13 protein-coding genes and 2 pseudogenes are annotated in these 12506 nt (G+C 65.8%); 9 read left to right on the plus strand and 6 right to left on the minus strand.

Annotated features, from left to right (window positions below):
* Nucleotides 1-13: 13 nt before the first annotated feature.
* The 4 genes and pseudogenes from OG331_RS51440 to OG331_RS51455 form a co-directional block, all read right to left on the minus strand.
* Nucleotides 14-340 (minus strand): annotated as a pseudogene (locus OG331_RS51440) (transposase); the annotation flags it as partial.
* 32 nt (nucleotides 341-372) lie between these two features.
* Nucleotides 373-639, minus strand: a complete 267-nt coding sequence (locus OG331_RS51445) for an integrase core domain-containing protein (RefSeq protein WP_406209534.1) — start codon at nucleotides 637-639, stop codon at nucleotides 373-375.
* A 94-nt stretch (nucleotides 640-733) separates the two neighbouring features.
* Nucleotides 734-1480: pseudogene (locus OG331_RS51450) on the minus strand (IS3 family transposase); the annotation flags it as partial.
* A gap of 139 nt (nucleotides 1481-1619) precedes the next feature.
* The gene (locus tag OG331_RS51455) at nucleotides 1620-3707 is read right to left on the minus strand and encodes an FG-GAP-like repeat-containing protein (RefSeq protein WP_406190628.1); all 2088 of its coding nucleotides are present in this window, start codon (nucleotides 3705-3707) and stop codon (nucleotides 1620-1622) included.
* A gap of 618 nt (nucleotides 3708-4325) precedes the next feature.
* Here OG331_RS51455 and OG331_RS51460 point away from each other — a divergent pair.
* From OG331_RS51460 to OG331_RS51475, 4 genes are all read left to right on the plus strand, one after another.
* Nucleotides 4326-4613: a DUF6444 domain-containing protein gene (locus tag OG331_RS51460; protein WP_406190625.1), complete on the plus strand. Its 288-nt coding sequence runs from the start codon at nucleotides 4326-4328 to the stop codon at nucleotides 4611-4613.
* Between the two features lie 285 nt (nucleotides 4614-4898).
* Nucleotides 4899-5288 carry a luciferase family protein gene (locus tag OG331_RS51465; RefSeq protein ID WP_406190623.1) on the plus strand — a complete coding sequence of 130 codons (390 nt, stop codon included), beginning with the start codon at nucleotides 4899-4901 and terminating at the stop codon, nucleotides 5286-5288.
* The gene (locus tag OG331_RS51470; protein ID WP_406190620.1) at nucleotides 5282-5518 is read left to right on the plus strand and encodes a three-helix bundle dimerization domain-containing protein; all 237 of its coding nucleotides are present in this window, start codon (nucleotides 5282-5284) and stop codon (nucleotides 5516-5518) included. Before OG331_RS51465 ends, OG331_RS51470 begins: the two co-directional genes overlap by 7 nt.
* A 239-nt stretch (nucleotides 5519-5757) precedes the next feature.
* Nucleotides 5758-6240 (plus strand): GNAT family N-acetyltransferase, encoded by a 483-nt coding sequence (locus OG331_RS51475; RefSeq protein WP_406190617.1) that lies wholly within the window; start codon nucleotides 5758-5760, stop codon nucleotides 6238-6240.
* Nucleotides 6241-6753: 513 nt separating this feature from the next.
* Here OG331_RS51475 and OG331_RS51480 read toward each other — a convergent pair.
* Nucleotides 6754-7887: an IS630 family transposase gene (locus tag OG331_RS51480; RefSeq protein WP_406190614.1), complete on the minus strand. Its 1134-nt coding sequence runs from the start codon at nucleotides 7885-7887 to the stop codon at nucleotides 6754-6756.
* A 269-nt stretch (nucleotides 7888-8156) separates the two neighbouring features.
* Between OG331_RS51480 and OG331_RS51485 the strand changes: the two genes are divergently transcribed.
* The 5 genes from OG331_RS51485 to OG331_RS51505 all read left to right on the plus strand — a co-directional run bounded on the left by OG331_RS51485 (nucleotide 8157) and on the right by OG331_RS51505 (nucleotide 11191).
* Nucleotides 8157-8534 (plus strand): helix-turn-helix domain-containing protein, encoded by a 378-nt coding sequence (locus OG331_RS51485; protein ID WP_406190611.1) that lies wholly within the window; start codon nucleotides 8157-8159, stop codon nucleotides 8532-8534.
* Nucleotides 8535-8584: 50 nt separating this feature from the next.
* Complete coding sequence (locus OG331_RS51490; protein WP_406190608.1) at nucleotides 8585-8869, plus strand: hypothetical protein; 285 nt, start codon at nucleotides 8585-8587, stop codon at nucleotides 8867-8869.
* A gap of 156 nt (nucleotides 8870-9025) precedes the next feature.
* Complete coding sequence (locus OG331_RS51495; protein ID WP_406190605.1) at nucleotides 9026-9802, plus strand: helix-turn-helix domain-containing protein; 777 nt, start codon at nucleotides 9026-9028, stop codon at nucleotides 9800-9802.
* A 14-nt stretch (nucleotides 9803-9816) separates the two neighbouring features.
* On the plus strand, nucleotides 9817-10473 hold the full coding sequence (locus OG331_RS51500; RefSeq protein ID WP_406210873.1) for an IS630 family transposase: 657 nt from the start codon (nucleotides 9817-9819) through the stop codon (nucleotides 10471-10473).
* Complete coding sequence (locus OG331_RS51505; RefSeq protein ID WP_406190602.1) at nucleotides 10430-11191, plus strand: transposase; 762 nt, start codon at nucleotides 10430-10432, stop codon at nucleotides 11189-11191. The genes OG331_RS51500 and OG331_RS51505 overlap by 44 nt, the downstream gene beginning before the upstream one ends.
* On the opposite strand, the gene OG331_RS51510 is transcribed toward OG331_RS51505, so the two are convergent.
* Nucleotides 11160-12368 (minus strand): ISAs1 family transposase, encoded by a 1209-nt coding sequence (locus OG331_RS51510; protein ID WP_406190599.1) that lies wholly within the window; start codon nucleotides 12366-12368, stop codon nucleotides 11160-11162. The two genes, OG331_RS51505 and OG331_RS51510, sit on opposite strands and share 32 nt — an antisense overlap.
* Nucleotides 12369-12506 lie beyond the last annotated feature (138 nt).

The following is a 12506-nucleotide window of genomic DNA, read 5'->3' on the forward strand; positions in this document are numbered from 1 at the left end:
ACGGAGGGTGTTGCTATCCGAGGAGGATGCGGTGGCGGAGGAGGGTGAAGCCTGCTCGTCCGTCCATCTGGCGGGCGATCCGCTTGGTCTTGGTGTTGACGCCCTCGGTGGGGCCGTTGCTGTAGCGGAGTGTGAACGCGGCGATCACGGCGTCGAGGCCTCGCTCCAGCCCTCGGGTGAAGGCATGCATGTGCGGCAGATCGGCAGTGCGGACCTGAGTGATCCAGAGCTCGAGCGCGTCGGCGTTGTCGGGGTGAGGCTTCAGCAGCTGGGCGAAGTCCCTGATGCAGACGGCGAGTTGGGTCATCTCGGGGCAGACCGCGATGAGCCGGTCCAGTAGGTGTCAATCCCCAGAAAGCGTGGAGGACTTCCTTATGCTGCTCGGTCCTTGTGCTGGGCCCGCGTCCTGGCCTCGATAACGGTTCGTTCGAACTCCACCGGAGCCAGTCCGCCGGCGGCGCTGTGCCTGCGGCGCGTGTTGAAGAAGTCTGTGATCCACGTGGCGATCTTCAGCCGGGCCTCGGCGCGGGTGGCGAAGCGGTGCCGGTGGATGTACTCGACCTTGACGACCGACGAGTGGAACGATTCCGCGGCCGCGTTGTCCAGGGCTGATCCCACACGCCCTATGGACTGCACCACGCCCAGCTGGGAACAGAGGCTGCTGTACGCCTCGCTCGTATTCCGACCCGCGGTCCGAATGAAAGATCACGCCGCCCACGGCGCCGCCGCGGGTCGCGGCGGCCATCTGCAACGACGCGCTGACCAGCGACGCATCATGCCGAGGGCCCATCGCGTAGCCGAGCACCCGGCGCGAGAACGCGTCGTGGACGGACGCGAGGTAGAGCTTGCCCTCGCCGGTTTCAATCTCGGTCATATCGCCCCACCACAAAACGTCTGGTGCGATGGCGTCGTAGCGGCGAAGCACCAGGTCACGGACGGCTTTCCACTTGCCCTGCCGTGTGAGGTTCTTGCGCCGGCGCGGGGGCTTACGACCCTGGAGACCGAGCTCCGCCATGATCTGGGCGACGGTGTTCTGCAAGACCTGCCAGCCCTCGGCCCACAGGTCCAGCGTGATCCTCGGCGAACCGTACGTCCGCCCCGACGTGTTGAAGAAGTGGGTGATCCGCTCGGCCAGTGCCGCGCGTCTGACCTCGCGTTTCGTCGGCTGCTCGGGCCGGCAGCAGGGCCGTTGGCTGGATAGACCCGGTGCACTGTCACCGGGTCCCCTTCGCGATGAAAGTCTTGGATTCAAGTTGGCCTGCTTCACCCAGTCACGCACTGCGGTCTCGGTCAGATCGAAGTCCTTGGCGATCTGACCGACGGAGCGGTCACCGTGTCGGCGCAGCTCGACGATCTCGGACTTGAACTCCGGCGTGAAGGAGCGGCGAGGGCGAGGCTCTTTCTTCCCATGCTCTCCATGATGGACCTTCCGGGGCTGAACCCCTGACCTCGGATGTCCGCCAAAGCGGATCAAGCCCATGGGGGCGGGCGTCCGGTGGGGGTGGGGTACCCACTGGACGCCCGCGGTGTGTGCTTGTCGTGTTCAGCTGCTCCTATGTTGTCTGCCTTGTCTGCCTTGTCTGCGTTGTTGGGGGGGGGTAGGGGTTGGGGTTGGGGGGTTAGGGGGCGAGTGTTTCGCATTGGGTGCCGAGGGGGGTGCACTGGTCGGTGCCGGGTCCGCCGTTGATGGCGTTGGTGCCGCTGCCGGCGCGGATGGTGTCGTTGCCGTTGCCGCCTTGGATGCTGTCGGTTCCGGTGCCGGTGGTGAGTTGGTCGTTGCCGTCGTCGCCCTGGACGCTGTTGGTGCCGTTGCCGGCGTTGACGGTGTCGTCGCCGGCTCCTGCCACGATGCTGTCGGTGCCGTTGCCGGTGGTGATGGTGTCGTTGCCGGCGCCGGACTGGACCGAGTTGGTGCCGTCGCCGGCGCGGATGGTGTCGTCACCAGTGCCAGTCTTGATGCTGTCGGTGGCGTTCCCGGAGATGACGGTGTTGGTGCCGTTCCCCGCATCCACAGTGTTGGTTCCGTCACCGGCGTCGATGTAGTCGTCGCCAGCACCGGTGGTGATCTTGTCGTTGCCTGCTGCGCCGCAGATGAAGTCGTTGCCGCCGTTGCCGTTGATGATGTCGTTGCCGGCGAGCGCGAAGATCACATCATCGTTGGGGGTGCCGTTGATGGTGTCGCTGCCGTTGGTGCCGTTGATGGTGGCTGTCGCGTTGGCACAGGTGAGAGCGTTGACGATCTGGGTGAGCTCGGGGCTGGTCGAGGCGCTGTGTGTGGCGTCGCCGCTGTAGCGGGCGGTGATCTGGTGTGAGCCGACTGTCAGGGTGCTGGTGGTGAGGGTTGCGGTGCCAGAAGGGTTGATGGTGATGTCGTCACCGATGACGGTTGCGCCGTCCATGAAGTCCACGGTGCCGTTCGGGGTGGAGTCGGTGACGGTCGCCGTGAACGTCACGTTCTGACCGGCAGCCGAGGGGTTCAATGAGGATGCCAGAGTCGTTGTGCTGGCCGCCTGGGCAAGCAGCACTGACACGTTGTTGCTGTTGGTGTTTGCGGTGGTGAGGTCGGGCTTGCCGTCGGCGTTCAGGTCCGCGACAGCCACCGAGACAGGAAAATCGCCGACGCCGAACTTCAGGGCTGGCTGGAACGTGCCGTCCCCGTTGCCCAGCAGCACCGACACGTTGTCGCTGTTGGCGTTTGCGGTGGTGAGGTCGGGCTTGCCGTCGGCGTTCAGATCCCCGGCCGCCACCGAGATAGGAAATTCGCCGACGTCATAGGTCTCGGCGGGCTGGAACGTGCCGTCCCCGTTGCCCAGCAGCACCGACACGTTGTCGCTGTTGGCGTTTGCGGTGGTGAGGTCGGGCTTGCCGTCGGCGTTCAGATCCCCGGCCGCCACCGAGATAGGAGAATCGCCGACGTCATAGGTCTCGGCGGGCTGGAACGTGCCGTCCCCGTTGCCCAGCAGCACTGCCAGGGTGTCAGTGCCACGGTTTGCGACGGCGAGATCGGGTGTGCCGTCGGCGTTGAAGTCCTCTGCCGTTACCGAGGATGGAAAATCACCCACGTCGTACGTCACAGGGGCCTGGAGGGTGCCGTCCCCGTTGCCCAGCAGCACTGCCACGGTGTCAGTGCCACGGTTTGCGACGGCGAGATCGGACTTGTGGTCCGCGTCGAAGTCTCCGACCGTAATTGACGCCACATCGCTGACGGCGTTGTAGGAGAGGTGGTTGTTGTCCTGGAAGGTACCGTCTCCCACGCCCATCAGCACGTACACCCTTGCCCCGCCCCCGGCGATGAGATCGGGCTTGTTGTCGGAGTTGAGGTCCCCGACCGTCACCGCGGACAAACTGACACTGTGGTCGACGTCGTAGTCCACGGCGGGCTGGAACGTGCCGTCCCCGTTGCCCAGCAGCACCGACAGATTTCTACCCTGTTGGTTTGCGGTGGCGAGGTCGGGATTGCCGTCGCCGTTGAAGTCCCCGACCGCCAAAGAGCGCGGAATCTGGCCGCCGACGGCATAGTTGGCAGCGGGTACGGCGAAGTGCACCTCGGCGCCGTCCTCGGCACTGAGAATGTTGGTGAACTGAGTCGTGGCTGAGGCACTGGAGGTGAAAGCAAAGAGCATGCCTCCGGTGAGGGTGGCGGCGCTGAAGAGGGTGAGGGCGCGTCTGAGTGCGGGACGGTACACGGGGTACGGGCGATGGTTCATGGCGTTCCTAGCCTGTGATAAAACCGAGTTTGACCACAATGAGTGATGAGCGGATCCGAGACGGGGCCGTAAGCCTGATGATGGCAAACGCTACTTTTGTTCAATAGGCCCCAACAGCGGCTATCCCATACCACGCGCTATCGGCCGCTGACAGTGCCTTTGCGGGAGTGCCGCGGATCCCGATCGGGAAGCCGTAGGCCGAGGACCACTCGATGCCCTCGAGGGTGCAGTCGATGTTGTGGGCGGTCGACCTGATGGAGCAGGGCCTGAACCCGGCCCGGCACATCAAGGGCGGCGACGCCGTCCTGGACGAAGGGGAGTAGGGCCGTCGTGGGAGAGATCGACGACGCGATCGAGCGTCCGCCAGCGGAGTCCCGGACGGATCGGGCATCACGGGGTCGTCGGCGAGCGCGACCAGGGCGACGATGAAGTACCGGCGAACGTCCTCGGCCCGGCTCGTGAAGCGGCGGATCCAGCCGCGGACCCGTGCCCTCAGTCAGGCCCAGATGCGCGGCGACCTGGCGGTGTACCATCGTAAGCATTCAGAAGGTCGCGATCGAGTCCGCTGTCTGACGATGTGACAGGTGGTGGTTGGGTGCGGCAGGATCCGTGGTCGTCGTGTCGTCCGCCTTCGAGTCCGCGTCGCGTGAGGATCTCCTCGCTGTAATCGGGTTGCTCCAGCGGCAGGTTGAGGCTGCGGAGGAGCAGGCTGCCGAGCTCGCCGCGGCGAACGAGCGGTTGACCGTTCGGGTCGCGGAGCTGGAGCGGCGCCTGGGTCGGAACTCGTCCAATTCCTCGATGCCGCCGTCCAGTGACGTCTTCGGCCGGCCGGAGAAGAAGGCGGCGCCGAAGAGCGGACGCACGCGGGGTCGTCAGTCGGGTACGGGCGGCTCGGGCTGTCCATGATCGCCGATCCTGATGTCGTCGAGGAACATCTTCCGGCGGCCTGTTCCGGTTGCGGGAGCGGGCTTGGCCCTGGTGACAGCGTCGGTTTCGAGCGCCGGCAGGTCCGCGACATCCCCCTGACCACGGTGACGGTCACCGAGCACAAGGGTGAGGACCTCTCGGCGCCGACCAGGTTGGTTGCTTCTCGGCTACTGGCAGGTCTGCATCCGGACGTTCGGCGGGGTGTGGCGGTTACGGATGCCGTAACTTCTGGTGGATGTGGCGTGTGCTGGTGATTATGAACGTATGACGTTGGCCGCGCAGGCGTTTGCGCAACTGGTGAGTTGGCCCGATCTTGCTGAGGTGGAGCCGAGTTGCGGCATCGGGCGGGGGCTTGGCTCAGCCCACCGGGAGATCGTCCATTTTCATTCCGGACGGGAGGCTGACCTGCACTTGACGGTGGGGGTGATCCGGCGGTTCGAAGAACACCTCAGCGAATCTGCGGCCGTCCGGGTGGTGTCGGCATCGGCGTGGGTGACGGTGCGGCTGGATGCTGCCGGGGATCGCGATGTGCTGATGACGCTGGTTAGTCTCGCCCTGCAGGCTCGCCAGGCTTGGCCGGCGCCGGGTGAGTTGCAGCGAGCCGATTGCAACGAGCAGGTGTTGCTCGCGCATGATCATCGCAGTGGGTGCTGAGCCTCTTCCAGGTGGGTGGCAGTATGGCTGACCAGGCGCGTGAGGACGACGCAATCCGTCATGTAGTGAAGCGTTTGAAGGACGCCTTCAGTGCGTCATACAGTCCGGCCGAGGTGGAAAAGGCAGTAGCGAAGGAGCATGCCTATTTCGCGGGTCGGCCGGTGCGTGAGTTCGTTCCTGTGTTGGTCGAGCGCAGGGCGCGTGCCATTTTGAATGGCTTGGGCGGGTAGCGTCGTGAACCCTGGTTCCGCAGAGACGCGCCAGGCGTCACGGATTCCGGCTATGACGCAGGGCGAAGGAACCGGGCGAGCCGGGTTCCGGGGCAGACGCCGAGGACACATCCGGAGAGGGCCTTCGCCTCGGCGGGGGCACGGGCCCTCGCGTCTGTAGTAGTCGAATCTCGTCACGGTGCGTACGGGGGTGTTGCTATGAGCGCGTGTCCTGGGTGAAAGCGTCTTAGCCTGCCGCCATGTCGATCAACGTGGTCCGCATGGCGGACGCACACCGCGCGGAGCTTCACGAGCTGTTGCTCGCCGAAAACTGGACCCAGCTTGCCAAGGAACTTCAGCAGAACAGTCTTCAGGTGTTCACGCAGTACGTGGCTCTGGTCAAGGGACGTGTCGTGGGATGGCTTGAGGGCACGGCGCGCTATGAGGCGGACGCCGAGGTGCCCGGCTTCCCGACCCCATGGGCGCAGGTCAACTACGTCCTCACCCACCCTGCCATGCGCAGGCGGGGCATCGCAGGCGACCTCCTTCGCCATTTCGCGCACGACGAATACAGCGCCGGTCGTCGCTTCATGGTGCTCTGGCACGATCGACGCGAGGACTCGGGCGGACGGCTTGCGTTCTTTACTGCGCACGGATTCCAGCCAGTTTCGGGCACAGGCCTCTTCGGCATCGACCTCCCGCAACTACTCACCGGTCCGGGTACGGCGCCCCCCGGTCAGTGACCAGCACTCTGAAGTACCCACCCCCTTTCGCCGTCCTTTCCCTTCTCACCGATCGACGGGGCCCGTGCCGGACGCACCTGGCACGGGCCCGGCCCGGTCGACAGCGTCGGCCTGCGCGGGGACTGCCGCCGGCGGCGGGCTCATGTGGAGCGCCGGGCAGATTCCTCGCCCCCTTTGCGTGTCTCCACGACGGCGCTCCGCGGTCAAGCTCCGCACCAAGGTGACCCGCGCTGCCGGTAGTCCAGCCGCGGCCCTCCTGGAGGAGTCTGCCTGAGCTCCATCTTCCGGATTCGATACCTGTGCGCCCTGGCGATCCCCTTCAATGTGGGAGCCGGGGGTACGAGGAGCGGTTGGCGCCATGCGTCCGCCCATGCCGGTGTCGAGGGGGAGAAGAGGATGAGTGATCAAGGTGATGGTCAGGACGAGGAGCAGGCAAAGCGCTGGTGGCGGCGCATTCCGTGGATCGCCATCTGTACCGTGCTAACTGCGCTCATCGGCATCGCTAGTGCCGTATCAGGCAACGTTCGCCCTGTTGACTACCTTGCGCAGGCGTTCGTCGGCGGCGTGCTTGTTCCGCCAGATGATGTAGCGGCGGATCATGCTGCCCTGCTCCTTGTGGCTGGCATGGTCGGTGCCGTCGAGTGCGAAGTAGCGCAGGGCGGTGAACTGGGCCTCGATGCGGTTGAGCCAGGAGCTGTTGGTCGGGGTGTAGGCGAATTCGACGTTGTTGGCCGTGGCCCAGTCGCCGACGCGGGTGTCCTTCTTGGTGGTCAGGTGCGGGGAGAAGTTGTCGAGCACGATCGCGATCCGGGTCTCGGCCGGGTAGAGGCTGCGCAGGTAGCGGCAGAACTCCAGGAACCTCGTCCGGTTCTTCTTCGGCTTGATGTGGCCGTAGAGCCTGTCCCGGGCCAGGTCATAGGCGGCGAGGAGGTGGCGGACGCCGTGCGGGCGGGTGTAGGTGGCCCGTCGGCGGGGGCGGGGTTCCCGGTCGGGGTCCTTGTGCTTCCCGCCGCGCTCGGTCCACTGCCGGCCGGGGTGAGGCTGGAGGTTGAGCGGGCCGAACTCGTCAAGGCAGAAGACGACTTCTGGTTCGCCATCGTCGGGTATGACCTCGCCGTCGGCGATGGCGTAGAGGTGCTCGACGCGCGCTTTCTTGGCGGCGTAGTCGGGGTCGCGGGAGGTCTTCCAGGTCTTTATGCGTTGAAACGAGACGCCCTCCTCACGGAGCAGAACCCGAAGGCCCTCGTGGCTGATGTCGTCGACCACCCCCTCGGCGACCAGGAAGTCGGCCAGCTTGGCCAGGCTCCAGGTCGAAAACGGCAGGCCGTGCTCGGCGGGCTTGGACTTGGCGGTCTTCTTGATCTCCCGGCGTTCGGGGAGAGTGAAGGTCTTGGGCCGACCGCCCTTGTACTTCGGGTAGAGCGAGTCGAAGCCGTCGGTGTTGAAGTTGTGGATCACGTCCCGGACTCGGTCCGCGCTGGTGAATGTCACCTCGGCGATCTTCACCACGGGCATGCCCTGCGCGGACAGCAGCACCATCTGGGCCCGCCGCCAGGTCACCACCGACCCCGTGCCTCTACGGATGATCCGCAGCAGGCGCTGCCCCTCGTCGTCATCGATCTCACGGACGCGTACTCGTTCTGCCACCCAGACAGCTTGGCCGACACCGCGCCGTCCGGACCAGCATCCGAACGGCGCGTCACATCACCACAGGGCAAAGGTTCTCTGATGCGGCACTAGTAGGTCGTCGCTGCTTAGTTGTGTCATGTCTGGGAGGCTGGTATCTGTCAGATCCTTCTCGCTTGTCAGACAGGGCTGTTGTTATGGGTTCGCAGAAGAAGCGGCCGGTCAGGCTGACCACGCAGGACCGTGAGGAATTGGTCCGGGTGACCACGACGGGTGTTCGCGGAGCTTCGATGATCATGCGTGCGCGGGTGCTGCTCGCGCTGGACACCTCGGTGGGTGAGGTGGACTCCAAAGAGGCGATCGCGACCCGGCTCGGCGTCTGTGGTGAGACGTTGCGGCTGGTCGCCAAGCGTTTCGCCGAGACCGGTGGCGATGTTCACGCCACGGTCGCACGGAAGAAACGCGACCTGCCGCCGGTGCCCTCGCCGGTGACCGGCGAGGTCGAAGCCCGGCTGATCGCGATGGCATGCTCCCAGCCGCCCCCGGGCCATGCGCGGTGGTCGCTGCGACTACTGGAGAAGCACGTCGCACTGGTTGAGGACATCCCCGATCTGGACCACTCCACCATCGGCCGGATCCTAAAAAAACGGAACTGCGCCCTCACCTGAAGAAGTGCTGGACCATCCCACCACGAGCGAACGCACAGTTCGCAGCCCGGATGGAAGACGTCCTCGCCGTCTATGCCCGACCCTACGACCCGGCACGTCCGGTGGTGTGCATGGACGAAAAGCCCTACCAGCTCCTCGACCACGTCCGCGGCCCAATCCCCGCCCGACCCGGCCGCGACGCGTGCCAGGACAGCGAGTACATCCACTGTGGCACCTGCTCCGTCTTCGTATGGACCGAACCCTTACGCGGATGGCGTCGCACGCAGGCACTGTCCCGACGGACCCGGATCGACTGGGCCGGCCAGGTCAAACAGCTACTGACACGGCAGCTGTAGTTCCAGCGTCTGGGCTGGTCAGTGTCTTGTCGGGGGTGCGTGCGGGCATGAGGACGGCCACCGCGATCATGAACGTTTGTGACGACGTATCAAGACACGGTGGCCGCGGAGGCCACGATAGCGGAGCAGACGTGGGGCGAGACATTCGGGAGGGTCATGGCAACCGTCGCGGGCTGTTTCACACGGCGTGAAACGCGGGCGACAGCCGCCGAGTTGGTCGCCGGACTGTTGCTGGAGGTGGACACGCGGAACTGCTGGACGCTCGGGCAGGCGTTGGGACATCCGGGCCCTCACCGGCTGCAGCACCTGTTGTCCCGTGCCCGGTTCGATCACGATCGGGCGGGGAAGGAGATCGTCCGCCTGGTGGCCGGTGAACTAGTAGGTCGTCGCTGCTTAGTTGTGTCATGTCTGGGAGGCTGGTATCTGTCAGATCCTTCTCGCTTGTCAGACAGGGCTGTTGTTATGGGTTCGCAGAAGAAGCGGCCGGTCAGGCTGACCACGCAGGACCGTGAGGAATTGGTCCGGGTGACCACGACGGGTGTTCGCGGAGCTTCGATGATCATGCGTGCGCGGGTGCTGCTCGCGCTGGACACCTCGGTGGGTGAGGTGGACTCCAAAGAGGCGATCGCGACCCGGCTCGGCGTCTGTGGTGAGACGTTGCGGCTGGTCGCCAAGCGTTTCGCCGAGACCGGTGGCGATGTTCACGCCACGATCGCACGGAAGAAACGCGACCTGCCGCCGGTGCCCTCGCCGGTGACCGGCGAGGTCGAAGCCCGGCTGATCGCGATGGCATGCTCCCAGCCGCCCTCAGGCTATGCGCGGTGGTCGCTGCGACTACTGGAGAAGCACGTCGCACTGGTTGAGGACATCCCCGATCTGGACCACTCCACCATCGGCCGGGTCTTAAAAAAACGGAACTGCGCCCTCACCTGAAGAAGTGCTGGACCATCCCACCACGAGCGAACGCGCAGTTCGCAGCCCGGATGGAAGACGTCCTCGCCGTCTATGCCCGACCCTACGACCCGGCGCGTCCGGTGGTGTGCATGGACGAGAAGCCCTACCAGCTCCTCGACCACGTCCGCGGCCCAATCCCCGCCCGACCCGGCCGCGACGCGTGCCAGGACAGCGAGTACATCCGCTGCGGCACCTGCTCCGTCTTCGTATGGACCGAACCCTTACGCGGATGGCGTCGCACGCAGGCACTGTCCCGACGGACCCGGATCGACTGGGCCGGCCAGGTCAAACAGCTACTGACCGTGGACCACCCCGACGCCGAAACCGTGGTCCTGGTGATGGACAACCTCAACACCCACACCATCGCCTCCCTGTACGAGGCCTTCGAACCAGAAGAGGCCTTCGCCCTGGCTCAACGCCTCGAGATCCACCACACGCCCAAGCACGGCTCCTGGCTCAACATCGCCGAGATCGAACTCTCCGCGCTGACCCGGCAATGCCTCGACCGCCGGATCGGCGACCTCGACACACTCAACACCGAACTCTCGGCCTGGCAGAACGCCACCAACATCCACCAACGCCAAGTGGACTGGCAGTTCACCACCCATGACGCACGCATCAAACTGCGCCACCTTTATCCCAAGAATTAGCCACGACAGTCTACTCGCCGGGCAGGACGTGGTGTTGGTGGTGGACGAGACGGGCGATGCGAAGTCCTCGACGGAGTGTGTGGGAGCCGGACGGCAGTACTCGGGTGCGATCGGCGGTGTCGGTCTGTGTCAGGTGGCGGTGCATCTGGCGGCGGTCTCCGCGACCACGAAGGTGATCATCGACCGGGCCCTGTATCTCCCGGCGGACTGGGCCGCGGACGAGGAACGCCGCGAGGTCGCCGGGGTGCCGGAGGAGGTCGGGTTCGCGACGAAGCCGCAGCAGGCGCTGTCCATGGTCACCGGCGCACTCGCCACGGGGATCGAGGCACGCTGGTTCGCGGGCGACGAGGTGTACTGCGGGCGTGAACTGCGCCGGGGCATACGCTCACTGGGTCTGGGCTACACGGTCGGCATCGCCGCTACGTACCAGGTCACCGACGGGGGCGGCCGCCGGTGGGAGGCCCGCAAACTGATCAACAAGGTGCGTCCCGAGCAGTGGATGCGCCGGCAGACCGGACACGGCACCAAGGGCACCCGCGAGTACGACTGGGCCTGGCTCGACGTCCGCCCCGACGACACTCCCGACGAGAACGAGAACGAGAACGAGAACGAGAACGAGAACGAGAACGAGAACGAGAACGAGAACGAGAACGAGAACGAGAACGCGGCCGGGGCGCAGGGCTTGATCAAGTTCCGTAGGTGTCCGGATCGTTGGTGATGCCCAGGATGGGGAGTGCTCGTTGGGGTTCGTCGCGGATGGCCCGGGTGGTCTTGGCGATGTTGTCGGCTCCGAGGGTTTTCAGCACGCCGATGGCGAGGTTGCGGAGGGTCGCCATGGCTCGTGGTGCGGTGCCGGCGTGGACGGTGGAGGCGTCCTCGGCGAGGGTGACGTCCCTGATGTGGTGCGAGGAGTTCTCCACTCCCCAGTGCCCGCGGATCGCGGTGGCCAGGTCGGCGGGCCCGGCTTGGTGGGCGTCGAGGCTGGTGACGGCGTAGACACTCTGACGGGTCTCGCGCCGGCCGGTGAGCTTGCGGCGGCGGTGGATGCGGATGGCCAGGCGGGCGTGGGGAAACGGGATTCCGCCGAGTTCGTCGGCGATTCCGCAGGTTTTGATCGAGCGGGACTCCCGGCGTCCGTGTCCGGTCCCGGAGGCGGTGTGCTGGACGGCGATGTCCCGCCACGGCAGGGCAGCGAGCCGGCTGTGGGCGGTGGGCTGGTTGGTCTTGATCACGGCGATGTAGTGGGCCTTCTTGGCCTCGACCAGCCAGGAGATGTTCGCCTTGACCGAGTGCAGGGCGTCGAAGGTGACGACGGCGCCGGCCAGGTCCAGCCGTGCCAGGAGCGGTTGGAAGTGTGTGGTTTCGTTCGTCTTCGCACCGACCTCCACCTGAGCGAGGGTCACGACGGTGCCGTGCGTGACCGCGGAGAGCAGATGCCGGCGCGTCGCGGTGAGACGGGCTGATCCCTTGAGTGCTTTGCCGTCGACAGCGATCACGCGCGGCCGCCCGGACGCGGACGGCGACGGCGTCTGGGCGGGCTCGGTTGCAGCGCGATGCCGGTCGGCGAGGTAGGCGCCCACTGCCCGGTCCAGGGCGTCACCGTCAACAGCCCCCAGCACACGGCCGATCGTGGCCGGTGACGGAGTGGTCCGCCATCTGAGCAGGTGGCGGCGCATTCCGATGACTGCCAGGAGTGCGTTCGAAGCACGCTGGCCCCACTCGGCGAGTTCGTCGATGCTCCTGGCTCCCGAGACGACCGCGCAGGCACACACCAGCAGGATCGCTGTCAGCGAGTACCACCGGCCCCGCCGCGAGCGCGGGTCGGGGACCGAATCGAAGTAGGGGCGCAGATCAGCGACCCGGCCGGCATCCAGCGGACCCAGCTTCACCAGCACGGCGGGAATGGGAGAAGATACAGCGACAGGCACGGGCCACCTCATGATCATCGGGCTTAGACACCACAATGATCACGAAGCCCGTGCCTGCTCTGCTATGCACCCCAACCGGTCACAACCCAACCAGCCTCACAACCC

The organism is Streptomyces sp. NBC_01017 (assembly GCF_045162795.1).
In the GTDB taxonomy this organism is placed as follows: Bacteria; Actinomycetota; Actinomycetes; order Streptomycetales; family Streptomycetaceae; genus Streptomyces; species Streptomyces machairae.